Origin of the sequence: Lysinibacillus sp. NPDC093692 (assembly GCF_050280125.1) — a bacterium.
Taxonomy (GTDB): domain Bacteria; phylum Bacillota; class Bacilli; order Bacillales_A; family Planococcaceae; genus Lysinibacillus.
In genome coordinates this window covers 94,157-118,369 of sequence record NZ_JBNNUW010000009.1, presented here as the reverse complement: position 1 = coordinate 118,369, position 24,213 = coordinate 94,157, and the positions used below count along the sequence as shown (strand labels likewise).

The following is a 24,213-nucleotide window of genomic DNA, read 5'->3' as shown; positions in this document are numbered from 1 at the left end:
GGGGAGGGATACCATCTTTTTAACCTTTAAGATGTTAGCTTCATACAATGTTGAAATGTAGATACCTTTTACAATACAGCCTTTGGTCGTTCCGGATGTTGTGCTTATTTAAGCATCTTGTTCGCGTATGATTCATTTATTAAAATATTTTTATGTTGTATAGCAAGGTTAACTAACTTAAATTCAGCTTTGCGTATATCACCTTTGATGCTGTTTAGCTCGTTCCAAGCCAAATCATACAAAGATTTATCAATGATGCCATTCAAATAAGCTTCTTCTAATTCATCAGCATCTTTCTCAATCAACTCTCCTGATGGTAACAAAATAAGATCTAAAAATAGATCATCCATATAAGGAACATTATCTTCTATTGCGTTTCTATGGCAAATATCGATATACCATTGAATTATTTCTCCGTTAGCATTAAACATAGTTGTTACAGAATGGTTTTTTTCGAGGGGAAATTGTTGTAACCATATATAACCGTTATCAACAATACATAGTTTTTTCTCTCCATAATTCACGAATAAAGGTTCAGTAACTAGGACTGTTTTCAATAAAGTTATAAAACCCTTGAATTCTCTAGTGTCAAGGTATGACTGACTATACTTTCTTTCGATAACCCGCGACCATTCCGAACGGTCACCGAACTTTCTTTTAAGCATACTGAACCTCCAAACTCATTTTAAATAATGGGGATACAAATCTTTATGCTGCCATATCCAGTTTTTCATCTCAAGGATCATTTCTTCATAGCTCGGTACGGTAAATGAAAAATCTTTTCTTGTGTTGACTAGTGTTTTATCAATGTTTACGGGGGGATATGGCTGGATCGTTACTTTATTTTCCTTGAAATGCGTATTGAATAATTGCAGTAACTCAAATTTTGAAATACTGCTATTGTTGACGAGGTGGTAGAGGCCTGTTGTACCTTCAAGTGCTGCACGTTCAATTGCTTTTGCTAATGTTAGGGTCGTAACTCCGGTCCATATTGCACCCGTATAGCCGCGAATAGTATTATGGTGTTTCATAAACCAATTAAAAAGGCCAATACCATCCTCCTTCAAATCAGGACCGATGATAGAATTACGAAACGTTAGATGTTGAGTGCTTTCAATTTCTCCTAGCCCCTTCGTACGGTCGTAAAAGGTTTCCCCATCACGAAGGCTTTTTTCATGATAGGGAGCGGCTTTTCCTGAGAATACACAATCTGTACTTAAATGAATAAGCTTAGTGTTACTGTTTGTTAATAAAGATTCAATGGCATGAGGCAAATAACTATTGAGATATACACTTTTCTCGCGGTCTGTTTCACAGGCGTCATTTAATACACCGATACAATTGACCGCAACATCATAGTCGTGATCTAAAACTAGTGCTTTTAAAAAATTTGTATCTGTAATATCTCCCGTAATATTATTTCCGCAAGAAAAGGCTGATCGCGAATAGGTTGTTACGTCATGCCCTTGGGCGTACAAATAGAGTGAAATCGTGTGGCCAGCCATTCCAGTAGCTCCAAGTACTAAAAATTTCAAGGTTTTCCTCCCATCCAATTTTGTAATTCTTCTTGAATGAGCGGAAGCTTTAATAATTTTTCTTTTATTTCAGCGACGGATAGTATTTTCGTATTAGTAGAGTTGTATTCGTCGGTTAACGTAATTTTAGGAGAGCCCTCATCAAGATATTTTCCATAATTTAAATCACGGTTATCTGCAGGGATTCTATAAAAATTCCCCATATCAATGGCCTTCGCAGCTTCTTCCTTTGTTAATAACACTTCGTAAATCTTTTCGCCATGCCGTGTTCCGATAGTTTGTATTTTATTTTGAGCTTGAAAAATCTCTAGTAATGCCTGTGCTAAATCCTCAATATAAGCAGCTGGTGATTTTTGCACCATAATGTCCCCGTTGTCAGCGTGTGAGAAGGCGTATAAAACTAATTCTACTGCCTCATCAAGGCTCATCATAAAGCGTGTCATTTTAGGATCGGTAATCGTTAAGGGCTTGCCAGCTTTAATTTGTTCGATAAATAAAGGAATTACAGAGCCCCTTGAAGCCATGACATTTCCGTATCGTGTTCCACAAATCAATGTTTTATCTGGATGAACCATTCTAGACTTAGCAATAAACGTTTTTTCCATCATAGCCTTCGAAATTCCCATTGCGTTTACTGGATAAGCAGCCTTATCTGTAGACAGGCAAATAATTTTTTTAACACCAGCTCGAATACCCGCGGTTAAAACATTATCAGTGCCTAGAATGTTCGTCTTAACTGCTTCTAGTGGAAAAAATTCGCAAGAGGGGACCTGCTTAAGAGCGGCCGCATGAAAAACAAAATCGACATCATACATCGCATTATGAATGCTTTGGATGTCACGTACATCGCCTATAAAAAATTTAATTTTCGGATGTTGATAGAGTTTCCGCATATCATCCTGCTTTTTCTCATCTCTTGAAAAGATGCGTATTTCCTTAATGTCGGTATTTAAAAACCTCTTTAATACTGCATTACCAAAAGAGCCGGTGCCGCCAGTAATGAGAAGAACTTTATCTTTAAACATTGTATAGTTAATTACACCTCCTGCATGCATGGAAATAAGGGCGTTATTTTAATCCTCTTCGATGTAAATCATATTCAGAATTCTCCCTTGGGAAGTTATACCAGTATGCCAATTCATTTGTATATTTACTTGTCGGGTTCTTATCCATTAAAGCACAATTAAAATCCCAATCCCCGGCAATATCTTTTCTTATGGTAAAGGTTGCATCACCAATAAAACTTCTTCGAATAATTTTAAATTGTCCAGGTAATGTGTATCGGTTTGATTCATCTTTTATAAATACATAGCCTGCCTTTGTAAGCATGTTGTAGTAGTAAATATCAAACTGACCATCTACTTGGGCTAAGACGTTTCGAATAGCGGGTAAGTAGTGATCATCACTATCTATGATAGCTACATAGTCACCAGTAGCTTCTGCGATACATCGATTATAGGCTACACTAGCACCCAAATTAGTTGGATGAGTAATTATTTTTAAGGCAGGACAGTTTTTTTGATAGTCCTCTAATAGGGCTAAAGTATTGTCGGTTGAGCCGTCATCACAAACGATAATTTCATAGGCGTATTCTTTAGGAATACTTTCTAACAATGTCAATATCCATTCGTCACTATTGTAGGCTGGTGATAAAAAACTGATTTTCATATAAAACCTCGATTCTTTTATTGTTAGTAGAAATGTTCAATAGGCGTAAGTAGAAGTTTTATAAAGTCTATACTTTTTACTTTGATTGACATAAAGGATTCTTTATTACAATATGCGTTGCAAGAGTGGTTCTGTAGGCAATTGCTTACATTCGTTAGTTATTTAAAAGAGAGAAAAGCACTTTAAAATAAGGTGATTTTACTAGTGTGATAACAGTACTTATACTAATCTTTTCACATTATTGAACAAGAAATCATAATTTAATGAAACGCTTCATTTAAAAAAGGGGGATGTTATGTCAAAAAAGATAGCCTTCATATGTAGTGTGGAATCGTATAAGCTCTCCGACGCACATATTTTCAAAGATTTATGCCTTGTTCCTATTTTGTTAGGTGAATACTTAGGCTATGATGTCACAATTTTAACGACTGAAATGAATGAAGCATTATTGAAACAAACCTTTCCTTCTGTCACTTTTCAACATATTCCGTTTGAGGATGACTATGTTGCTAATATGAATAGTTATTTAATAGAGCATGCGAAGGACATAGATATTGCATTTGCGATAGGGCCTTATCCATCGTATTTATCGATCTTAAAAACTTATAAAAAGTTTAATCCAAACGGAAAAATTTATATGAAATTAGATGTTAATCGGTTTTGGTTAAGTCGATTAAAAACCTATCCATATTTTTCGGAGTTACTCCAGCTTTGTGATGTGCTTTCCTCTGAATGTGAATCCATTCAAAGCTCTATTCATGAATTTACCAATTTGGATATTAAACGTATTCCTAATGGCTTTTATGAACTGTTTCAAACAGAGCCTGTTCCATTTCAAGAGAAAAAAAATAGAATAGTAACGGTAGGTCGTTTAGATGCTCCTGAAAAACAAATTCTTTTAGCAGTCAAAGCATTTTTAGAAGCACAGCTTGCAGATTGGGAGTTTCGGTTAATAGGTCCAATGTCAGAGGCGTTTAAACAGGAGCTATTGAACGTGCAGGATGGAAATCCATTTGCAGCACAGGTCATACTGTTGGGACCGATTTATGATAAGATGCAATTGGAAGAGGAGTATAGAAAGGCTAAAATTTTTTGCCTTACCTCTTTAGTAGAATGCTACGCTCATGTATTTGCTGAGGCCGCAAAGAATGGTTGTTATATCGTTACAACTGATGTTGATGGGGCTGCAGATATTACCCATAATCAGCGCTTCGGGACAATTCATCCGACTCATGATTGGCAAAGTGTTGGGCGGACATTACAGCAAGTAACGAAACAGGAAGGGTTATTGGCAGATGCATGTGAACACCTCCAGACTTTCGCAAGAGCGGAATTAAATTGGAAACATATTGTGCAAAAAGTAGCCGAATATTTAGAGGAAAAGCCAATCGAATAAGAGGAGTATATAACGAGAACAGTGCGACCATTCGTCGCTAGAAGGGGAATAAAGCACGCTTCTTCGTGACCAACACCTTTTAATAAGAACCCCTTGAAAAGAGTGTTTAGTTGGAGCGGAAATAAACCCATGTTATTGTGAATAAAACACGAATGCTTCATAGAAAATCCCCTAGATTTTTCATCATCTAGGGGATAATTCTTTTACACTTTCTTCAACTGAAAATTCTATTTTTCTCAGTTCAATGGTGTATTTTATTTGATTTCAAGTGTATATGGTTGAGAACTAGCTTTGCCGTAATATTCACTTACTTCAATAAAGTAAGTTCCTTTATCCAGTGTGATTGTACCTACTTCAGCATCTCCAGCTCCGTAATAATCAAAAGTTTCTACTGTTTTTCCTTTTGCATCAATAATACGGATGACGCCATCTAGTGCTTTTTCTGTTTTAAGAGAGAAGGACACATCGCGTTTGCTGTCGTTTTTAAATTCGAAATAGTCTTTATCACCAAATTGAACACCGGCATTTAAATATTGATTAGCTACCCATTTACCGTCTTTTTTCGTAAGTACAGTCGGTTTTGTCGGTACACCGTTAACTATCTTGGAATCTGCATCTTCATCAGCTTTTTTATGATCAAACAAAGTTAAATTATACGGTTGGATTGATAATTGTCCATTATTGCTTCCGTTAAGAACAATAAAATACCCGTGAGCCTGTTTTGCTTTAAAAGAAGTATTTACATCTGTTGTCCCGCCAAGACCGAGTAGCATTTGGATGAGATCTTCACCTTGTCCAAATTGAATTTCTGTTGCCATTTCTTTTGGATCAATTTTTTTATTGCCATTCGTATCTTCTATAATGGAGCCTGAAAACTTCAAGTCATTTTGAAGTTCTTTTGGTAATTTATCTAGCTGTTCTTTTGTATATGGTACAGAAGAAATAAGAAGGCTTATGATTTCATCTTTGCCATATTGTTTATAATAGTAGAAATCTGTATTATCTTGATAAATGAGATGATCTTTGTAAGTTGTACCAGGTTGAATCTTAATAGCAGTCTTTGGTGTATTATTATTGATATTATCCTCTTTTGGAATAGCTGCCATTTTACTTGTTTTAAGTGTATACGGTTCAGAAGAACGGTCACCAAGATTCATTACTTTTACAATATAGGTTTTATCCTTTTTCAATGCAATTGTCTTCGCTTCGTTTTCATCAATTGATGACCCAAGAAGTAGACTAAGTAACCCCATATCGTTAGTTAATGAAGAAACTGGGATTAATTCTTTTGTTTCCTCATCGTATTCAAATATAGTACCAGCTGGTGATTGGTTTATACCTTTTTGAATGTTGAAACCATAAACGGCATTTTCTTTAGCTGTAAATTTGAAGTAATCTTCATCATCTTCAGTTTGGAAGTATGCTTTTTGATCTTGACCAATATTAAAACCAATCGCTTGTTCCATAATTTGCTCAACGTTTTCCGGCTGATCCATAGCATCTGGATTCATGAACATATTCATAAAATCATTCTTTTGATTACGTTTTTTTGCTGTATATTCATTAAAAGATAAAAGATCGTCATCGTCTTCTACGCTGCTTTCTAGCATTCCTTCTAATGAAAGGCCGTCTTCATCTTCAGGAAGGGTAACGACTTCACCTTTTAATGTGTAAGGAATGATGGATTCACTAACAGTTGTTTCAGTATCAATACCGCCGCTATAGAACATTTCAAGTGTAGAATTGTTACTGTTTTCATTAGAGACGCCGATTACATACTTTTCATTAGGCTCAGCATCGACAACTAAGCTTACTCCATCGCCTGTATCCGTGCCGTAAGACGCTCGGATTGGATATGCCCCATCTAATTCTTCAGCATCGTCTATCTCTGTTGGGAAGTCTTCCTTTAAATAAAGCTCCATGGATGCAGTAACACCTGGAATCCCAGTTAAATCAAATTTCAGTGTCGTTGGTTCATTTACTGAAAATGTAAAATAATCTTTGTCACCTAGATGATCTTTAGAAAGTAGGGTATAGTTTTTCCCTTCTGTACTGAATGGGAATTTTTCAATGTTCTCCATATGCTCCATATCTAATGAATCAATTGGTAATTCTTTAGTCGTTTGAGCTGTGAAGACATAGTTAGAAGCACCTTTTGAGCTATAGTTGCCATTATGGTCTTTAACTCCAATTAGAAGGGTTCCTTTTTGATCTGCATTAAATAGGTATCCTTCTTGTTTGCCTACACGAACATCATTGACGTTAATTGGTTCTACTTTTTTATTAGAACCTTCAGGGTAGAAGTACAAATCAAATGCATAATCATATTTGTCTGCACCTTTTAATGTCAGTTGAGCATAGTCATTTTCATTAAGATCAACCTTGTACCATTTCTTTTCGTCCGGTTGGCTGAATGAACCTTTTTCAGTATTTAATGTATCCTTTTTTAGGACTTTAGCGTTCTTCAAGCGCTCTTCTTTTGTTTCTGAATACTGTTTTGGTAAATCTTTTATATTAAACTGTAATGCATTCACAGGATCTACTAGACCATGTCCATATGTAAGATCATAGCCTGTCTCACCTAAATCCTTTGCAGTCTTTTCAAGAATAGCTTCTATTTCAAAAGGCTTTAAATCTGGATATTTTGATTTTAAAAGTGATGCTACACCGGCAACAACAGGAGATGCCATCGATGTTCCACTAAATTTTACAAAGGATGATCCTTTTTTCTCATCATGAACTGTACTGTAAACATCTTCACCTGGAGCTACTAGGTCAACCGATGGACCATAGTTTGAATAGCTTGATAATTTGTTTCGATCATTCGTAGAACCTACGCTTATAACGCCTTCGTAAGAAGCAGGGAAGGAGTAATTATCTGTCGATTCATTCCCAGCAGCAGCTACAATTGTAACTCCATTTTCAATCGCTTTCTGAACGGCTTCCTCCATTAATGGAGATTCACCATAGCCGCCAAGACTCATATTGATAACATCAGCGCCTTGCTCGATAGCATAAAGGATGCCTTGTGCAATGACGAAATCATTAGCACCATCTTTTCCGTTAAATACATCGATCGGAAGCAGCTTGGCCTTAGGATTAATCCCGTGTCCTCCAATACCATTATCTTTTGCAGCGCCAATAATTCCTGCTACATGTGTACCATGGTCACCAGGATAAGAAGTATTGGCAGGTGCTGCAGCATTATATGGAGGTAGTACTTGAGATTTTAAATCTGGATGTTTAAAGTCCACACCAGAATCGATAACTGCTACTTTTACATCATTTTTACCTGCTAATTGTAGAGCTTTATCAATTTGAAGTAGATTTAAATGGTACATATCCTGTTTCTTTGGATCTGTTTTCGTACCAAAGGAATGATACACATAGCTTGGGGATACACTTTTAACCCCTTTTTGCTGAGCGTAATATGAAACTGCTTTTTCTAAATTTGTACCTTTGTTAAGTTGGATAACATCGTAACCTAAAGAAGGAATAGAGCGGATCACTTTTGTTCCAATTTTGTTATGCACACTCTTATCAAGACCAGAATGTTTAACAATAATCGTATCCTTACTAATCCATTCTTTTTGATTTTTGAATGCTTGGTCCTTATTGCTAGCTACTTTCACTACATCTTGGTTCTTTGCTGTTTTTTGTGGAGCTTCAGCAAAGGCAGAAGCAGCAGGAACCATTAGTGCGGCAGATGCTACTAGAGCAACTGATTTTTTCGTCCAGTTTTTCAACTGTTTTCCCTCCTTGGGTCGTTAATTATTTGTGACATCTATACTATTACGAATAAGTAATAGAAAAGTTTCATAATTGAGGATATATTTTTCAAAGTTACCAATCTATATTTTACCATTATATTTTACTCATCGTAAAGATTTGTAGGAAGCTGATGGAATCTCCCTAGGATTACTAAAGAAAAATCATATCCTTTCCAGATAACGGCTACCATTTCTACCCGATCTGTTTTATTGGAGTAGAAGAGTGTATTAGCCATAGTGAGAAAAATAAAACTATGGAAAAATTACTTTAAAGCTGCTCTATAAGTTTGTGTAAATCTTCCTTAGAACGAGGCATTTTGATGTTTTTCTCAAATAGTTTTTTGTTTTGTAAAGCAATGGCCATTTCGAAGACCCATGGGCGTTCAAGATGGGCTCTTTCAAGCAAATCTGCTTGAAAGAACAGTTCAACGGGATCACCATTATAAATAATTCTCCCAGCTTCCATGACGACTATTTGATCTGCCCATTCATAGGCTAACGGGATATCATGAGTTGCCAGTAAAATGGTTCGTTCACCGTTTTCTAACGTAGCTAAATATTGTAAAACTTGTCCACTATAATAATTATCTAGTCCAGCGGTCGGTTCATCTAATAATAAAACAGAAGGCTCCATTGCAAGTACTCCTGCCATAGCGACACGTTTTTTCTGTCCAACACTTAAAAAATGAATCGGTTTATCGAGCAATGCTTCAACCTCGGTTTGAGCGATAGCCCACGCAATTTTTTCTTCAATTATTTCAGTTGTCCAGCCAAGATTCTTAGGTCCAAACGCAATATCTTGTTTAACAGTGCCAGAAAAAAGCTGGTTGTCTGCATCCTGAAAAACAATACCAACCTGTTGACGTAATTCTTTTAATGCTTTTCTACTATAGTTAAGTGCTTTGCCTTGAAAGGATATACTTCCAGCTGTAGGCTTCAAAATTCCATTTAAATGCTGGAATAAAGTTGATTTTCCAGCTCCATTATGACCAAGTAAAGCTATTTTTTTCCCTTTTGGAATTTGGAGTGTAATGTCTGTTAAAGCATGAGTTCCGTCTACATAAGCGTAAGATAAATGTGTTAATTCAAAGTACAAATCTGTCATGAGAAAAAACCTCCATAAATGATGAGGAGTATAATAATTGCAACAATACCTAGCCAATTTTTCATGTTATAGGTAATCTCCTCCTGCCAATAGACCGTCTCGCCACCACGTGCTTCCATCGCATTGTTTAGTTCACGACTACGTTGGAACATCTCGACAAATAAAGCGGCAATCAGCATGGAGACCGAGCGAAGCCACTGTATAGGGGAGCTGTACCCTAGACGAGCCTGCTGAGCAAGATGAATTTTTTGCATACTATCTAAAAAGATAAAAATAAAACGATACGTTAGTTCTACTAGCTCTATGAATAGAGTGGGCAGTCGCCATTGTCGCAGGACATAACAAATAGATTGGACTGATGTCGTAAGAATTAAAAAATACAAACAGCTTATACTGCCAAGGACGATGAAAAAAAGCTGTTGCGCTGTCACTAAGCTCGTACTGCCAACAAATATTGTCCAATGATGAAAAGAAAATGACCAAATAGTTGGAGGTAGTGTGCTTGTTGCTGGCGCTATAGAAATTAAAATGGATGCTAGACTCGAAAGTAAAAAAAATCCGGGTAGCAATAGTAATTTTGCGTAATATTTAGCTGGGATTTTTGCACCTAAAATGATAAAAGCACTCATCACAATAAATGTAATGAGTGAAATTCGTTCATCTCTCATGATAAGCGACAATAAAAGCAAACCTAGGGATAACGTCATTTTTTCCAGCGGATGAACAGACGCTAGTTTATTCATATAAGCATACTTATCAATGAGTAACATCACTTATCCCTCTTTATGTTTACCACGCATTAAGCCGATGAAATAGCCAATAAATCCGGCTCCAATAGCAGCTTGTAGTGCGAATAATAAGCTTTCTATTTCACCACTTGGTGGCTCCCATAAGCTTTCAAACCAAGGCTCGTAGTTAGCATCTATTTCACCAATTGCTGCCTCCGCTTCACCATCAGCACCTTCAAAATCTGCGCCTTTTTGAATGAAGAGGGGAATGATTGCTAACAACACAACAATTGCTAAGAGCAGTAAATTTTTTTTCATGTTAGTGAGCCTCCTTTGCCGAGAAAACGCGTAAAGCTTTTAATTCACTCACATTGTATTTTTTCAAGAAATTCATAACGATCACTGTTAAAATGCCTTCACTAACAGCAAGAGGAATTTGCGTGAACGCAAAAATACTAGCAAACTTTGTGAATGAAGTCATAAAGCCTCCGACCTCAGAAGGGAAGGCAAGCGCTAATTGTACAGAAGTGACAATATATGTACCTAAGTCACCAAGCATTGCTGCTAAAAAGACGGCTACTGAAAATGATAATCCCATTTTTTGAGAACCCTTAAAAACATAATAAGCAATAATAGGACCAGCAATTGCCATAGAAAAGGCATTAGCACCTAAAGTTGTCAGCCCACCATGTGCTAAAAGTAAAGATTGGAATAATAATACGATTGTTCCGATAACGCTCATCGCTAATGGTCCAAAAAGAACTGTCCCAAGACCAACCCCTGTCGGATGTGAACAACTACCTGTTACAGAAGGGATTTTTAAAGCTGATAGTACAAAGGCAAAGGCACCAGATAGGCCTAAAATCATTTTTGTTTCAGGATTTTCATCAATAGTTTTACGAATAGAACGTAATCCTAAAATAATAAACGGAATCGATAAGACCCACCAAAAAATCGCCCATTCAATTGGCAAAAAGCCCTCCATAATGTGCATCGCAAATGCACGGTCTGGTACGAATAAAAATGCCAATAAGAAATAACTAAGCTTCCAACCTGAGAATTTCAAAAATTTCTCCTCCTCACATTAAAATAGTTCGAATAGTATGCGATACGAAATCAAAAAAGCACTTCTCCAATTGTGGAAAAGTGCATAGCTAAAAATGCAAATAAAATTCTAATTTGCTCAGCCGCACACCTATCCTCGTAGGTTCAAACGATCACATATTTTTCGGCAGGTCTCCTGGCTTTAGTTCAACGTTTTATAGGCCTTCCCATCCTTTGGACAGTGACATTATCTATAAAACTCCCTAGTACAGTGGCGGGACCGCGCCGGACTTAAACCGGCTTCCCTTTTAAGCGAAATGATGAACAATTCGCACCGAAAAAAGATGAAGTTGTGATTTCACGACAAAGTGTAACATGAATTTCCATATATATGCTATACTTTTTAAGAAAAAATTTTTAATTGAGTGTCTATGTCGAAAATTCGGATAAATAGAAAAGGAATGTCATATTTTTCATTAAAAAATTACTGAAAATGTCACAAATTTAGAAAGAAATATTGAAATTTTAAAAAAATAAGCTATGATAGAAACAGTTTTTAATTTTACAAAAAAAATAAATTCATATAAAACATCCATAAGTGCTTGAATATTTTCAAGATAATAGGGAAATCGGTGAGAATCCGATACAGCCCCCGCTACTGTAATAGCTGATGAAATCGCGGATGCCACTAGTGAGAACTAGGAAGGCGCGAAAGTAAAAGGAAGCTTAAGTCAGGAAACCTGCTTATGTGATAATGCATGCAAACTTTTCGGAGGGAGAAGTTGAAGCGAGAGCGAGTACCTGTATATATTCGTTTTTATTTGGCTTCTACTAAACCTTTACTCTTCGTCTAGAGTAAAGGTTTTTCTTTTTCCTAAAAGCAAATGAGGGGAGAAAAACTATGACAACTTGGAATTTAGAAGGGATGAAAACACATCTTTTTATATGCAATGGTAGTAGCTGTATGAAAAAAGATGCTGAGGACATTACTCAGGCAATTCGTGATGAAATACAGGTACTGGAACTTGATAAGGAAATACATACGACAAGGACTCGCTGTAATGGTAGGTGTAAAGATGCTTGTGTTGTCATTGCTTATCCTCAAGGGAATTGGTACCGCGTGCCGACAACAGAGCATGCGAAGGCACTCGTACAAGATTTAAATCATGAATCTTTACATAATGAGCATGTCTTTACTTTACGTGAAGGATCTTTACAGCGTACAGCACAAACAACAGCCATTAAAGGTATTGAAAAGGTGAAAGAGGGGTAGCAAAATGGCGCAAAAAGGTAAGATTTTCGTAGTTGGCTTTGGCCCTGGAGACTTTAAACATATTACGACTCGTGCTGTAGAGGCACTACAACAAAGTCATATGATTATTGGTTATAAAACCTATGTTGAGCTTATTCAAGATTTAGTTAGTGCAAAGTCGATTATTAGTACTGGTATGACAGAGGAAGTTTCACGTGCACAGGAAGCTGTACGTCAAGCAGAGGCTGGAAGTATCGTATCGGTTATTTCTAGTGGTGATGCCGGTGTTTATGGGATGGCAGGATTAGTGTATGAAGTATTAATCGAGCTAGGCTGGACGGAAGCCACTGGTATCGAAGTAGAAATTGTTCCAGGTATTTCTGCTATTAATTCGTGTGCAAGTTTACTAGGTGCTCCTATTATGCACGACGCTTGTACTATTAGTTTGAGTGACCACTTAACACCTTGGAATTTAATTGCTAAGCGGGTAGAAGCAGCGGCAATGGCGGATTTTGTTATTGCGCTTTATAACCCAAAAAGTGGACGTCGTACGAGACAAATCGTAGAGGCTCAACGAATTTTATTAGAATATCGTTCGCCCGATACACCGGTTGGCCTTGTGAAAAGCGCGTATCGTGACCGTCAGGAAATTACGATGACGACTTTAGCAGAAATGCTTGAACATGATATCGGCATGTTAACAACCGTTATTATCGGGAATTCATCAACATTTTTCTATGACAATAAAATGATTACACCACGTGGTTATCAGCGTAAATATACACTTGGAGAAGAAAAACAGCCGTTACGACCACATCAACGACTGAAGGAAGAAAATGAACCATGGGCAATGAATCAAGAAACTGGGGCAGCGCGAAATGATTTTGCAACAGATCCGAATGCCAATCGTATAAAGCCCAGTTTAGCTATAACATCACAACCAAAGCCTAAAAAGTCATCGCTTGAAATGGCAACAGCAGCTCTGGCAAAGGTGAAGGGAACTAGCGCTGTGAAAGTAACACCTAAGCTCGTTCAACAAAAAATCGAATCGGTTTTTGAATTAGCTGTTAGTCCTGGGGTAGCCAATAAGTTTTTTACTCCTCAACAAATGATGACATTAGCTGAGGTAGTTGGTGAGGAAGGAACGATGGAGTATACACCAGACCACCAAATTCATTTGAAAATTCCTACGTCCGAGCCAGGAGAGATTACAGCAAAGCTTCGCGAAGTAGGCTTTTTACTAACACCAATTGGTGACGTACTTTCGTTAAAGGCTTGTGATTTCTGTTATGGAGAAAAAACTGATTCGATTCCATATGCGGAAGAGATTCAAGAAAAGCTTGGTGGTATATCGTTACCGAAAACATTGAATATTGGTTTTAATGGCTGTGGTATGGCGTGTTATCGAGCCGTATTTGATGATATTGGCATTGTTTATCGTAAAAGTAAATTCGATGTTTTTATTGGTGCCAAGCCGGTTGGTCGGACAGCACATGCGGCTCAGCCTGTTGTTGAAGGATTAGAGCCTGAACAGCTAATACCGCTTATTACCGACATTATCGAAGAATATAAAGCAAATGCACATCCAAATGAACGTTTGTTTAAATACTTCAAGCGTGTGAAAAAGATCCTACATTTTACGTATCAGGATATGTCTTCAAAAATAAAAGTTGAGCCAGCTCCATGCGGCGACTAGTGAGGGGTAATGAGATGAAAGCAATTTTATTTGTCGGCCACGGGAGCCGTTTAGAAGCAGGAAATGAAGAGGTACGCACGTTTATCGAGCAAATGAAACCTCGTATTGATGAGAATTTTTTAGTAGAAACATGTTTTTTAGAGTTTGCCTCGCCGAACATTGAAGAAGGTATTACGAACTGTGTGAAGAAGGGCGCTACAGAGGTGCATGTTATTCCGATTATTCTTCTTCATGCTGGACATTCAAAAATGCATATTCCAGCAGAAATCGAACATGCGCGTGAGCATTATCCAAATATTACGTTCACATATGGTCAAACAATCGGTATCCATGAAGAAATATTTGCGATTTTAGAAGATCGTTTAGCAGAAATAGGCTTTAATGCTGAAGAAGAACATAAAGATACCGCGGTTTTATTAATTGCACGAGGCGGCAGTGACCCATATGCAAATGGTGATTTTTATAAAATTACACGCCTGTTATGGGAGAAACTCCCGGTTCAATATGTAGAAAGCGCATTTATGGGGGTTACAGATCCTCGTGTTGAAGAAGGAATTGAGCGCTGTGTGAAGCTTGGTGCTAAAAAAATCATTATGCTACCGTACTTTTTATTCACGGGTATCTTAATGGAACGAATGAATGGGATGTGTAAGCAATTTAACGAAAAATATCCTGACTGTGATATTCAAATTGCCAACTATTTTGGCTATCATGAGCGTTTACAAAATGTGTTATTAGAGCGAATTGAACAAGCTGTGAATGGTACATCAACAGGTATGCAAGATTTAGAGAACTATCGTGCTTATGCGGCAGTACATGGACATGCGCATCATCATCACCACCATGACCATGAGCACCATCACCATGAAGAGGAGCCAGTGCAATGATCTTCATGTTAGCGGGGACAAGCGATGCAAGGAATCTAGCACTTGAATTACAGTCAGCAGGTTACGCTGTGACAGCAACGGTCGTTACTGATTCAGCAGCCTCAAGCCTTGCAGAAGTAGGCCTACCACATTTAGTCGGTCGATTAACGGCTGAGGAAATGGCGACGATTATTACGGAGCAAGGAAACCGTTTAGTTGTAGATGCCTCTCATCCATTTGCTGAAGAAGCTTCAAAAAATGCGATGGCAGCAGCCGAGCAAGCAAATGTACCGTATATTCGCTATGAACGTGCCCACGAGCATTATGCACATCCACTTATTACGATTGTGAAAGATTACGAGGAGGCTGCCCACTTAGCAGCTGAAAAACGTGGTGTAATTATGCTAACGACGGGCAGTAAAACGCTAGCGACCTTTACAAAGGTATTACATGGCTTAGAAAATACGCGAGTGATCGCGCGCATGCTTCCTCGACTCGATAATATGGAAAAATGCGAAGCACTCGGTGTGGCACAAAGAGATATTGTTGCCATACAAGGTCCGTTTTCAAAGGAATTAAACGAAGCACTGTTTCGTCAATATGATGTGACATTGATGATTACGAAAGAAAGCGGCAAGGTTGGCTCGGTGGATGAAAAGCTGGACGCTGCCCTTGCATGTGGCATTGAAACGATTTTAATTGCAAGACCAAATATCAAATACGGACAGCAATATTCTACATTTGAAGATGTATTGCAAGCTGTACAAAACACACATTAGGAGGCATTTTAGATGGACTTTAAAACAGATTTCAAACCATTAACAGTAGACCCGGATAAAATTTACGATTACAGTTTCTCAATTATTGCAGAGGAAATGGGCGAGCATAATTTCTCAGAAGACGAGTGGAAAATTGTACGCCGCATTATTCACGCTTCTGCTGACTTTGAATTAGGACGTAGCGTTATTATTACACCGGGAGCGATTGAAGCAGGTATTAAATCAATTCTTGCAGGTCGCCATGTCATTGCAGATGTGCAAATGATTGAAAGTGGTTCAGGGAAAAAACGTTTCCAAAAGCATGGTGGCGATTTACACTGCTATATTGCAGATGAAGACGTTTCAATTGAAGCGAAAAAACAAAACACAACACGTGCGATTATCTCTATGCAAAAGGCTGCTAAATTACATGAAGGTGGTATTTACGCAATTGGTAATGCGCCGACAGCATTGCTTGAATTAATTCGTTTAATTAAAGAAGGTTTAGCGAAACCAGATTTAATTATTGGTATGCCAGTTGGCTTCGTTTCTGCTGCTGAATCGAAGGAAGAGCTATTAAAAATAGAAGGTATTCCGTACATTACAAATGTTGGTCGTAAAGGCGGTAGTACAGTGACGGTTGCCGCATTGAATGCTGTCTCACTTTTAGCGGATGAACAGGCGAAAAAATAATGGAGCGGAAGCCTAAAAAGGATCCAAAAGACATGCGTCACGGTTATACAACGGGATCCTGTGCGACTGCAGTTACAAAGGCTGCATTACTTGCCTTAATTACAAATGAAGAGCAAGAAACAAGTACTATTCATTTGCCAATTGGGCGAGATGCAACCTTTACGATAGAAAAATGTACATTTCAGAACGAAGCTGTAAGCTGTGAAACGATTAAAGATGCTGGTGATGACCCAGATGCAACCCATAAAGCACTCATTGTTGGCACAGTAAGCTGGGCGGATAGTCCAGGTATTCATCTAGACGGTGGAATTGGTGTCGGGCGCGTAACAAAGCCCGGCTTACCAGTACCTGTCGGAGAAGCAGCTATCAATCCAGTACCACGAAAGATGATTCATAGTACTGTACAAGGCGTACTTGATGAATTTCAAATTAAACGAGGCGTTAACGTAGTTATTTCCGTCCCTAAAGGTGAGGAAATTGCTAAAAAAACGTTAAATGGGCGCCTTGGTATTATTGGAGGCATCTCCATTTTAGGCACAAGGGGAACCGTCGTGCCTTTTTCGAGTTCCGCTTATATGGCTAGTATTGTTCAAGCGATTAGTGTTGCGAAAGAGGCTGGTTGTGAGCATTTAGTTGTTACGACTGGTGGACGTAGTGAAAAGTATGCGATGGCACAATATCCTGATTTGCCAGAGGAAGCGTTCATTGAGATGGGCGATTTTGTTGGCTTTACGTTAAAGCATTGTAAGCGACTTGGTATGAAGAAAGTATCGCTTGTTGGGATGATGGGGAAATTCTCGAAAGTGGCACAAGGTGTCATGATGGTGCACTCCAAAAGTGCTCCTATCGATTTTAATTTTTTAGCTCAATTAGCAGTGGATATAGGGGCAGATGAAGAAACCGTAGCTGAGGTACGAGAGGCTAACACTGCTTCACAAGTTGGTGAAATTATGGCGGAAAAAGGTTATGATGCATTTTTCAACCGTTTATGTGAGGCCTGCTGCTATTCATCCATACATCACATTAGAGGCGGTTTAACGCTTTCCACATCGATCTATTCGATGCAGGGACAATTATTAGGAAGGGCTGATGACATTGCATCGATCGATGAAATTGATTGGGATCGGGGATAACGGACAAGAAAGCTTACTACCACAATACGTGCAGTGGATTGAAGACTGTGAGGTGCTTGTTGGTGGAGAGCGTGTTTTAGAATTTTTCCCGAACTTTACCAGTGAAAAAATGTTGATTAAAGGTGGTCTTTCAGCGTTAGTTGAAAGATTGTCTGTGGAAACGAGAAATACAGTTATTTTAGCGTCAGGAGATCCATTATTTTACGGAATCGGTGGGTATTTAGCGAAAAAGCTAGACATTGACGTTTATCCATATATGAGCTCAGTGCAACTTGCTTTTTCTAAGATGGGAGAAAGCTGGCAGGATGCGTATGTCACAAGTATTCATGGACGCTCCATGAAAGGATTAGCACAACGTATTGATGGTAAAAAGAAAGTGGCACTGCTAACAGATGCAGAAAATAATCCGAATGAGTTGGCACGTTATTTAAAGCATTTTGGCATGACAGAATACCGTGCATTTGTGGCAGAAAATTTACAGGGTACAAATGAAAAATTCGGCTGGTATTCGCTAGATGAATTAGAAATGGCTGATTTTTCTCCTTTAAATGTAGTCATTTTACAGCAAACATCAGTACCGAAACGCTATGCACTCGGTATTGATGATGAAGAATTTTCGCAGCGTAAGCCCGATAAAGGTTTAATTACGAAAAAAGAAATTCGTGTCTTAAGTTTACAAGCAATGCAGCTACAAAAGGATAGTATCATTTGGGACGTTGGTACATGTACTGGTTCGATGGCTATTGAGGCCGGAAAGCTTGCCCCAGAAGGTCAAATATTTGCCGTAGAAAAAAACGCACCTGATTTGGATAATTGTTTGCAAAATCAGCAAAAGTTTCGTGTAGATATTACAGCTATTCATAGTAAAGCGCCAGCAGGACTTGAAAACTTCCCTGATCCGGATGCGATATTTATCGGCGGTACAGGAGGAGAAATGGTGGAGCTCTTACAATTATGCTGTTCACGCTTAAAGCCAAACGGTCGTATTGTATTGAATGCTGCAACTATTGAAAATTTATATAAGGCAGTCGAAGCGTTTAAATCTTGTGGCTTTGCTGTTGACATATTGCAGGCACAACTCGCACGCAGCAAACCAATATTAGATATGACACGTTTTGTCCCATTAAATCCGATTTACATTATTTCTGCATATCGAAAGGAAGAAAATCATGAGTAATCTTGGTATTTTATATGGCTTGGGCGTAGGTCCTGGCGATCCAGAGTTAATTACAGTTAAGGCATTCCGTGTCATTCAGGAATCGCCTGTTATCGCGTATCCGAAAAAATTAAAAGGCAGTAAAAGCTACGCACATCGTATCGTAGATGTCTACATTAACCCAGAAGAAAAGGATATGCTTGGCTTAGTATTTCCAATGACAAAGGATGAAGCTGTATTAGAACGTGAATGGACGAAATCAGTTCAACTTGTTTATGAAAAATTAAAAGAAGGTAAGGACGTCGCATTCGTAACAGAAGGAGACCCATTATTATATAGTACGTTCATCCATATGATGAAGCTAATGCAGGACATGCACCCTGAAGTTGAAATTCGAACAGTTCCTGGTATTTCTTCGTTCAACGGTTCAGCATCACGACTTGGAATTGCGCTCGCAGATGGCGATGACCGTGTTGCCATTGTACCTGCTCATGACGACTATGAGGCTATGCGTGAAGCGATTGAAAGTCACGATGCAGTAGTGTTCATAAAAGTAGCGAAGGTTATTGATTTAATGCTTGAAGTACTACGTGATTTAGATTTACTTGATAAAGCGTCAGTCGTAACGAAGGTAACATCCGATGAGGAAATCATTTGGGATGTACGCGAACTAGACGGTGTCGATCTAGAATATTTAACGTTAATGGTGGTGCGTAAATAATGAAGAAAATATATATTGTTGGTGCGGGTCCTGGTGATCCAGATTTAATTACAGTTAAAGGCTTACATATGCTGCAAACAGCAGACGTTGTTATGTATACAGATTCTTTAGTGAATGAAGACCTGATTGCAAAGGCAAAACCAGATGCAGAAGTTATTCGTACAGCGGGTATGCATTTAGAGGAAATGGTAGCGGTCATGGTAGATCGTGTTAACGCTGGTAAAGTAGTAGCTCGTATGCATACGGGAGACCCTGCTATGTATGGCGCGATCATGGAGCAGGTGGCCCTATTAAAAAAAGAAGGCATTGGTTATGAGGTTATTCCTGGTGTAAGCTCGGTCTTTGCTTCTGCAGCGGCAATCGGGGCAGAATTAACAATTCCTGACTTAACACAAACACTTATTTTAACGCGTGCCGAAGGACGTACCCCTGTACCGGAATTCGAAAAGCTACGCGATTTAGCGAGTCATCACTGTACGATTGCATTGTTCCTGAGTGCAACGCTAACGAAGAAAATAGTAAAAGAACTACAAAGTGCTGGTTGGGCTGATGATACACCAGTAGCTGTTATTCAACGAGCTTCTTGGCCAGATCAAAAAATCGTACGTACAACATTAATTGAACTGGATGAAGCTATGCGTGTGAACGGTATTCGTAAACATGCGATGATTTTAGCTGGCTGGGCATTAGATCCGACTATTCATGATAAAGATCAATATCGTTCGAAATTATATGATGCTACTTTCACACATGGCTTTAGAAAAGGTGTGAAGACAAGTGATTGAGTTACAAGAGGGCGTCTTACCAGAGGTTGACCAACGAAATCCTTATGCAGTTGTCGCCATTACAAAGCATGGTGTTCAAATTGGACGTCGCTTGCAGCATACTTTTGCTGCGAGCGACTTATATTACATGAGCAAATTTGAGCAGGGGGATGAAGCAGAAAAGCATATTCAAATGTTTACAGGTACTGTGCGTTTACTGCTCCCTACTCTTTTTAAGCAATATAAAGGCTTAATTTTAATCATCTCACTCGGTGCAGTTGTCCGCATGATAGCACCGATTTTAAAGGATAAAAAGACAGATCCAGGCGTAGTTGTTATTGATGATCGTGGTGAAAATGTAATTAGTGTTTTATCGGGACATCTTGGTGGCGCAAATGAGCTGACACATGAAGTTGCCGCAGCGCTTGGAGCAAATCCAATTATTACGACAGCTTCAGATGTGCAAAAAACGATTCCGGTTGATTTATTTGGGGCACGTTTTGGATGGGTATGGGATAGTGCCGATAAACTGACACCTGTAAGTGCCTCTGTTGTAAACGAGGAGCACGTCGCAATCGTTCAGGAAACAGGGGAACGTGACTGGTGGATGCGTGATACAGCGATGCCAGAGCAAATTAAGATTTATCCATCAACATATGCAGCGATTGAAGTGAAACCACATGCGACATTGCTCATTACTGACCGCATCATTGAACAAGAGGAAGAAGTGCTTCTTGAAAATGGTGTTATTTATCGACCAAAATCGGTGGTGCTTGGCATGGGCTGTAATCGTGGGACATCTGTGGAAGAAATTGAGCAAGTTATTGATGAAACTCTTGCAGAGCTGAAGCTTTCGAAAAAAAGTGTCAAAGCGTTATGTACGATTGATTTAAAGAAAGACGAGCAATGTTTCCTTGAAATAACGAAGAAATACGATTGGGAATTTGTTACATATTCGCCGACGGAATTAAATGAAATTGATTTCCCATCACCTTCGGAAACCGTTTTTAAATATACCGGAGCATACGGAGTGAGTGAGCCTGCTGCAATGCGTTATGCGCAAGTGGAGTCGCTTGTGCTAGAAAAGAAAAAATCAGGCAATGCTACTATTTCTGTTGCTAGATTAACATTTTAAGGAGGAAGCCTATGCAAACAAATCGTTTTGTACTTGCAGGTACTGGCAGTGGAGTTGGTAAAACAACCTTTACTATCGGACTCATGGAAGCATTACAAGAAAAGGGCAAAATTGTGCAGGGATTTAAATGTGGTCCAGATTATATTGACCCTACTTACCATACTGCTGTTACAGGACGGGTATCACGCAATATCGATAGCTGGATGTTTTCACATGAAGCAGTGCGTGATATAGTTGCGCGCGCAAGTGAAGATGCTGATGTTTCCATTATTGAAGGAGTTATGGGCTTTTATGATGGCAAAAGTCCGTTATCGGATGCTGGCTCTGCAGCAGACATTAGTGTTGTAACAGAAAGTCCGGTTATTTTAATTGTCAATTGTGCAAGTATGGCGCGAAGTGTAGCAGCAGTTGTGAAAGGTTTTCAAATGTTGTCAGATCAACCGAATATCGTTGGTGTCATTGCCAACCAAGTCGGTAGTGTCGGTCATTATGAAATTGCAAAGGCTGCTATTGAGCAGGAGTGCGGTATTCCTGTGATTGGATATTTGAAGCGTGAACAAGGGATTGATATTCCTAGTCGACATTTAGGATTAGTCCCTGCAATCGAACGAGGAGAACTCGATACATTTTTTGATAAGCTAGGCTCTTTAATGGCAGAGACCATTGATTTAGATCAATTGCTTGAATTAACAAAGGCACCTGTTCTACAAGAATCAGGGCAACTATTTGCGGAACAACCATCTCAAAATATTTGCATTGCCGTAGCAAAGGATGCCGCGTTTAACTTCTATTATGAAGAGAATTTGAATCTGCTGCGTGCAAAAGGAGCAGAGCTTCAATTTTTCTCACCACTTGCGAATGAACCTGTTCCCGCAGAAGCAGACGGTTTGTATATAGGTGGGGGCTTCCCAGAGGAATTTGCAGATATTTTAGCGGAAAATTCGGATGTCAAAAAGTCTATTCGTGAAGCGGTTGCCAAAGGTCTACCGACATTAGCTGAATGCGGAGGCTTCATGTATTTGACGGAGGCTATTACGAATAGTAATGGTGACCGTTATGACATGGTTGGTGTTATTCCTGGAGAAGTAGCGATGCAAACAAAGCTAGCAGCTCTCGGTTACCGTGAAATTTTTGGCACACAACAAAATTTTTTAATAGGTACGGATGAAGAAGCGAAGGGGCATGAATTCCACTATTCAAAATATAGCGGCTCACACAATACGCCTGCTTATGAAACGAAGGGACGCTTTGGTAACAAACAAGAGGGCTACCAAGCAGGAAATTTAGTAGCTGGCTACACCCATTTTCATTTTGTATCGAACCCAAAGCTAGTTGACAATTGGTTAACAGCTTGTAAGAAGGTGAAAAATCATGACTAATTATTTTCCGATTCACATCAATATTGAATATAAAACCGTAGTAATTGTTGGTGGAGGACACGTAGCAACACAGAAGGTAGCATCACTGCTTCCAGCTAAAGCTAGTATTGTCGTTGTTAGTCCAACTCTAGATGAATCCTTACTACCCCTTGCGGAATCAGGACAAATCACGTGGCGTGAAAAAGAATTTGAACCGCGTGATTTGGATGATGCATCACTCATTATTGCAGCGACAAATGATACGTCAGTAAATGAGGCTGTACAAGAAGCAGCCCAGCATTGGCAGCTTATCAACCGCGCAGATGCACAGGCTGAAAGCGACTTTATAACGCCAGCAACAGTGCGTCGTGGTCCTTTAGTGTTGACAGTTTCAACGTCAGGTGCAAGTCCAGCATTAGCACGTAAAATCAAGGCTGATCTCGAAGAGCAATTTGATGAGGTTTATGATGACTACGTATGCTTCCTACAGCAGGCACGTTTAATGATTGCTGCTAAGTTTGAAAAAGGCCCACAAAGACGTAAAGCTTTACAATCATTACTTGAACCGAGCCTACTAGAATGGACACGTAATGGAGAGATTGATAGACGTGAAGCATTTTTACAACAAATACTGATTGGAGAAGCGCGATGAATGACGGAATAGTGTATTTAGTTGGAGCTGGACCAGGAGATCCAAAGCTCATTACAGTGTACGGGCTAGAATGTATTCAAAAGGCTGATGTTATTGCATATGACCGTCTTGTGAACCCAAAATTGTTAGAGTTTGCGAAAAAAGATGCTGAGCTTGTGTACTGCGGTAAATTACCTGGTAAGCATCACTTAATTCAAGACGAGATTCATACATTACTCGTCGAAAAAGCGCAGGAAGGCAAGATAGTCACACGTTTAAAGGGTGGCGATCCATTCGTCTTTGGTCGTGGTGCAGAGGAAGCGGAAATTTTAAAAAATCATGGCATTGCTTATGAAATCGTACCTGGTATTACAGCAGGAATTGCTGCCCCAGCGTATGCTGGTATTCCTGTAACACACCGTGATTTTGCGACAAGTTTCGCTCTTGTAACAGGACATGGCCGTGAGGAAAAAGGACAAGACTTTTTAAATTGGCCTGCACTTGCAACAGGGATCGATACAGTCGCCTTTTATATGAGTGTCGGTAATATTGCTTATATTTCTAAAAAGCTCATCGAAAATGGTCGCAAAGCAACTACTCCAGTCGCCGTTATTGAGTGGGGAACAACAGAGCAACAGCGTACCATTACAGGACAGCTTGATGAAATTGCAAGCATTATTGAACGAGAAGGCTATCATAATCCTTCCATGATTGTCGTTGGGGAAGTCGTCAATGTACGCGAGAAAATTCAATGGTTTGAAGAACAGGGACTAGCCCTTTCATAAAAAGTTATTTGAGCATAAG

At 39.0% G+C, this 24,213-nt stretch carries 23 protein-coding genes and 2 riboswitches; of the genes, 14 read left to right on the top strand and 9 right to left on the bottom strand.

Going from position 1 to position 24,213, the window contains the following annotated elements:
• Window positions 1–104: 104 nt before the first annotated feature.
• From ACQKN4_RS11990 to ACQKN4_RS11975, 4 genes are read right to left on the bottom strand one after another with little or no spacing between them, the layout of a single operon-like run.
• Window positions 105–665: a DUF402 domain-containing protein gene (locus tag ACQKN4_RS11990; RefSeq protein ID WP_427483779.1), complete on the bottom strand. Its 561-nt coding sequence runs from the start codon at window positions 663–665 to the stop codon at window positions 105–107.
• A 15-nt stretch (window positions 666–680) separates the two neighbouring features.
• Window positions 681–1,535 carry an SDR family oxidoreductase gene (locus ACQKN4_RS11985; RefSeq protein ID WP_427483778.1) on the bottom strand — a complete coding sequence of 285 codons (855 nt, stop codon included), beginning with the start codon at window positions 1,533–1,535 and terminating at the stop codon, window positions 681–683.
• Complete coding sequence (locus ACQKN4_RS11980; protein WP_079562096.1) at window positions 1,532–2,560, bottom strand: polysaccharide biosynthesis protein; 1,029 nt, start codon at window positions 2,558–2,560, stop codon at window positions 1,532–1,534. The genes ACQKN4_RS11985 and ACQKN4_RS11980 overlap by 4 nt, the downstream gene beginning before the upstream one ends.
• 43 nt (window positions 2,561–2,603) lie before the next feature.
• A complete protein-coding gene (locus tag ACQKN4_RS11975; RefSeq protein ID WP_427483777.1) occupies window positions 2,604–3,203 on the bottom strand; it encodes a glycosyltransferase family 2 protein in 600 nt (199 codons plus the stop codon).
• 295 nt (window positions 3,204–3,498) lie between these two features.
• Between ACQKN4_RS11975 and ACQKN4_RS11970 the strand changes: the two genes are divergently transcribed.
• Entirely contained in the window at window positions 3,499–4,599 is a 1,101-nt protein-coding gene (locus ACQKN4_RS11970) for a glycosyltransferase family 4 protein (protein WP_427483776.1), read from the top strand.
• Between the two features lie 254 nt (window positions 4,600–4,853).
• Here ACQKN4_RS11970 and ACQKN4_RS11965 read toward each other — a convergent pair whose 3' ends face one another.
• The 5 genes from ACQKN4_RS11965 to ACQKN4_RS11945 all read right to left on the bottom strand — a co-directional run bounded on the left by ACQKN4_RS11965 (window position 4,854) and on the right by ACQKN4_RS11945 (window position 11,268).
• Window positions 4,854–8,345 (bottom strand): S8 family peptidase, encoded by a 3,492-nt coding sequence (locus tag ACQKN4_RS11965; RefSeq protein WP_427483775.1) that lies wholly within the window; start codon window positions 8,343–8,345, stop codon window positions 4,854–4,856.
• Window positions 8,346–8,637: 292 nt separating this feature from the next.
• A complete protein-coding gene (locus ACQKN4_RS11960; RefSeq protein WP_427483774.1) occupies window positions 8,638–9,474 on the bottom strand; it encodes an energy-coupling factor ABC transporter ATP-binding protein in 837 nt (278 codons plus the stop codon).
• Window positions 9,471–10,244 carry a cobalt ECF transporter T component CbiQ gene (cbiQ, locus tag ACQKN4_RS11955; protein ID WP_427483773.1) on the bottom strand — a complete coding sequence of 258 codons (774 nt, stop codon included), beginning with the start codon at window positions 10,242–10,244 and terminating at the stop codon, window positions 9,471–9,473. Before cbiQ ends, ACQKN4_RS11960 begins: the two co-directional genes overlap by 4 nt.
• 3 nt (window positions 10,245–10,247) lie before the next feature.
• Window positions 10,248–10,520, bottom strand: coding sequence for an energy-coupling factor ABC transporter substrate-binding protein (locus ACQKN4_RS11950; RefSeq protein ID WP_079561978.1), 273 nt, complete (start codon window positions 10,518–10,520; stop codon window positions 10,248–10,250).
• A 1-nt stretch (window position 10,521) separates the two neighbouring features.
• Window positions 10,522–11,268 (bottom strand): energy-coupling factor ABC transporter permease, encoded by a 747-nt coding sequence (locus ACQKN4_RS11945; protein WP_079561979.1) that lies wholly within the window; start codon window positions 11,266–11,268, stop codon window positions 10,522–10,524.
• 147 nt (window positions 11,269–11,415) lie between these two features.
• Window positions 11,416–11,600: riboswitch (cobalamin riboswitch) on the bottom strand.
• A gap of 225 nt (window positions 11,601–11,825) precedes the next feature.
• Window positions 11,826–12,008, top strand: a riboswitch (cobalamin riboswitch).
• A 139-nt stretch (window positions 12,009–12,147) separates the two neighbouring features.
• Here ACQKN4_RS11945 and ACQKN4_RS11940 point away from each other — a divergent pair.
• The 13 genes from ACQKN4_RS11940 to cobA are packed head-to-tail and all read left to right on the top strand — an operon-like array spanning window position 12,148 to window position 24,194.
• A complete protein-coding gene (locus ACQKN4_RS11940) occupies window positions 12,148–12,519 on the top strand; it encodes a (2Fe-2S) ferredoxin domain-containing protein (RefSeq protein WP_079561980.1) in 372 nt (123 codons plus the stop codon).
• Between the two features lie 4 nt (window positions 12,520–12,523).
• Window positions 12,524–14,194, top strand: coding sequence for a precorrin-3B C(17)-methyltransferase (gene cobJ / locus ACQKN4_RS11935; RefSeq protein ID WP_427483772.1), 1,671 nt, complete (start codon window positions 12,524–12,526; stop codon window positions 14,192–14,194).
• Between the two features lie 14 nt (window positions 14,195–14,208).
• Window positions 14,209–15,081 (top strand): sirohydrochlorin chelatase, encoded by an 873-nt coding sequence (locus tag ACQKN4_RS11930; protein ID WP_427483771.1) that lies wholly within the window; start codon window positions 14,209–14,211, stop codon window positions 15,079–15,081.
• Window positions 15,078–15,839, top strand: coding sequence for a precorrin-6A reductase (gene cobK / locus ACQKN4_RS11925; protein ID WP_427483770.1), 762 nt, complete (start codon window positions 15,078–15,080; stop codon window positions 15,837–15,839). Before ACQKN4_RS11930 ends, cobK begins: the two co-directional genes overlap by 4 nt.
• A gap of 12 nt (window positions 15,840–15,851) precedes the next feature.
• Entirely contained in the window at window positions 15,852–16,511 is a 660-nt protein-coding gene (locus tag ACQKN4_RS11920) for a precorrin-8X methylmutase (RefSeq protein WP_386827171.1), read from the top strand.
• Entirely contained in the window at window positions 16,511–17,644 is a 1,134-nt protein-coding gene (locus ACQKN4_RS11915) for a cobalt-precorrin-5B (C(1))-methyltransferase (protein WP_427483769.1), read from the top strand. Before ACQKN4_RS11920 ends, ACQKN4_RS11915 begins: the two co-directional genes overlap by 1 nt.
• The gene (cbiE, locus tag ACQKN4_RS11910) at window positions 17,619–18,821 is read left to right on the top strand and encodes a precorrin-6y C5,15-methyltransferase (decarboxylating) subunit CbiE (RefSeq protein WP_427483768.1); all 1,203 of its coding nucleotides are present in this window, start codon (window positions 17,619–17,621) and stop codon (window positions 18,819–18,821) included. The genes ACQKN4_RS11915 and cbiE overlap by 26 nt, the downstream gene beginning before the upstream one ends.
• On the top strand, window positions 18,814–19,521 hold the full coding sequence (gene cobI, locus ACQKN4_RS11905; RefSeq protein WP_079561987.1) for a precorrin-2 C(20)-methyltransferase: 708 nt from the start codon (window positions 18,814–18,816) through the stop codon (window positions 19,519–19,521). Before cbiE ends, cobI begins: the two co-directional genes overlap by 8 nt.
• Complete coding sequence (gene cobM, locus ACQKN4_RS11900) at window positions 19,521–20,306, top strand: precorrin-4 C(11)-methyltransferase (protein WP_285396191.1); 786 nt, start codon at window positions 19,521–19,523, stop codon at window positions 20,304–20,306. The genes cobI and cobM overlap by 1 nt, the downstream gene beginning before the upstream one ends.
• Window positions 20,299–21,420, top strand: a complete 1,122-nt coding sequence (locus ACQKN4_RS11895) for a cobalt-precorrin 5A hydrolase (RefSeq protein ID WP_427483767.1) — start codon at window positions 20,299–20,301, stop codon at window positions 21,418–21,420. Before cobM ends, ACQKN4_RS11895 begins: the two co-directional genes overlap by 8 nt.
• Before the next feature lie 11 nt (window positions 21,421–21,431).
• Complete coding sequence (locus ACQKN4_RS11890; protein WP_427483766.1) at window positions 21,432–22,799, top strand: cobyrinate a,c-diamide synthase; 1,368 nt, start codon at window positions 21,432–21,434, stop codon at window positions 22,797–22,799.
• On the top strand, window positions 22,792–23,430 hold the full coding sequence (locus ACQKN4_RS11885) for a precorrin-2 dehydrogenase/sirohydrochlorin ferrochelatase family protein (protein WP_427483765.1): 639 nt from the start codon (window positions 22,792–22,794) through the stop codon (window positions 23,428–23,430). The genes ACQKN4_RS11890 and ACQKN4_RS11885 overlap by 8 nt, the downstream gene beginning before the upstream one ends.
• Window positions 23,427–24,194 carry a uroporphyrinogen-III C-methyltransferase gene (gene cobA, locus ACQKN4_RS11880; RefSeq protein WP_427483764.1) on the top strand — a complete coding sequence of 256 codons (768 nt, stop codon included), beginning with the start codon at window positions 23,427–23,429 and terminating at the stop codon, window positions 24,192–24,194. Before ACQKN4_RS11885 ends, cobA begins: the two co-directional genes overlap by 4 nt.
• The last annotated feature ends 19 nt before the right edge of the window (window positions 24,195–24,213 follow it).

Excerpts from the sequence above, each read along its gene's own strand:
- cbiQ (WP_427483773.1), bottom strand. The coding sequence starts at position 10,244 with ATGTTACTCATTGATAAGTATGCTTATATGAATAAACTAGCGTCTGTT.
- ACQKN4_RS11885 (WP_427483765.1), top strand. The coding sequence starts at position 22,792 with ATGACTAATTATTTTCCGATTCACATCAATATTGAATATAAAACCGTA.
- ACQKN4_RS11960 (WP_427483774.1), bottom strand. The coding sequence starts at position 9,474 with ATGACAGATTTGTACTTTGAATTAACACATTTATCTTACGCTTATGTA.
- ACQKN4_RS11940 (WP_079561980.1), top strand. The coding sequence starts at position 12,148 with ATGACAACTTGGAATTTAGAAGGGATGAAAACACATCTTTTTATATGC.
- cobK (WP_427483770.1), top strand. The coding sequence starts at position 15,078 with ATGATCTTCATGTTAGCGGGGACAAGCGATGCAAGGAATCTAGCACTT.
- ACQKN4_RS11950 (WP_079561978.1), bottom strand. The coding sequence starts at position 10,520 with ATGAAAAAAAATTTACTGCTCTTAGCAATTGTTGTGTTGTTAGCAATC.
- ACQKN4_RS11990 (WP_427483779.1), bottom strand. The coding sequence starts at position 665 with ATGCTTAAAAGAAAGTTCGGTGACCGTTCGGAATGGTCGCGGGTTATC.
- ACQKN4_RS11975 (WP_427483777.1), bottom strand. The coding sequence starts at position 3,203 with ATGAAAATCAGTTTTTTATCACCAGCCTACAATAGTGACGAATGGATA.
- cobM (WP_285396191.1), top strand. The coding sequence starts at position 19,521 with ATGAAGAAAATATATATTGTTGGTGCGGGTCCTGGTGATCCAGATTTA.
- ACQKN4_RS11970 (WP_427483776.1), top strand. The coding sequence starts at position 3,499 with ATGTCAAAAAAGATAGCCTTCATATGTAGTGTGGAATCGTATAAGCTC.
- ACQKN4_RS11930 (WP_427483771.1), top strand. The coding sequence starts at position 14,209 with ATGAAAGCAATTTTATTTGTCGGCCACGGGAGCCGTTTAGAAGCAGGA.
- ACQKN4_RS11980 (WP_079562096.1), bottom strand. The coding sequence starts at position 2,560 with ATGTTTAAAGATAAAGTTCTTCTCATTACTGGCGGCACCGGCTCTTTT.
- ACQKN4_RS11890 (WP_427483766.1), top strand. The coding sequence starts at position 21,432 with ATGCAAACAAATCGTTTTGTACTTGCAGGTACTGGCAGTGGAGTTGGT.
- ACQKN4_RS11915 (WP_427483769.1), top strand. The coding sequence starts at position 16,511 with ATGGAGCGGAAGCCTAAAAAGGATCCAAAAGACATGCGTCACGGTTAT.
- cbiE (WP_427483768.1), top strand. The coding sequence starts at position 17,619 with ATGAAATTGATTGGGATCGGGGATAACGGACAAGAAAGCTTACTACCA.
- ACQKN4_RS11920 (WP_386827171.1), top strand. The coding sequence starts at position 15,852 with ATGGACTTTAAAACAGATTTCAAACCATTAACAGTAGACCCGGATAAA.
- cobA (WP_427483764.1), top strand. The coding sequence starts at position 23,427 with ATGAATGACGGAATAGTGTATTTAGTTGGAGCTGGACCAGGAGATCCA.
- cobJ (WP_427483772.1), top strand. The coding sequence starts at position 12,524 with ATGGCGCAAAAAGGTAAGATTTTCGTAGTTGGCTTTGGCCCTGGAGAC.
- cobI (WP_079561987.1), top strand. The coding sequence starts at position 18,814 with ATGAGTAATCTTGGTATTTTATATGGCTTGGGCGTAGGTCCTGGCGAT.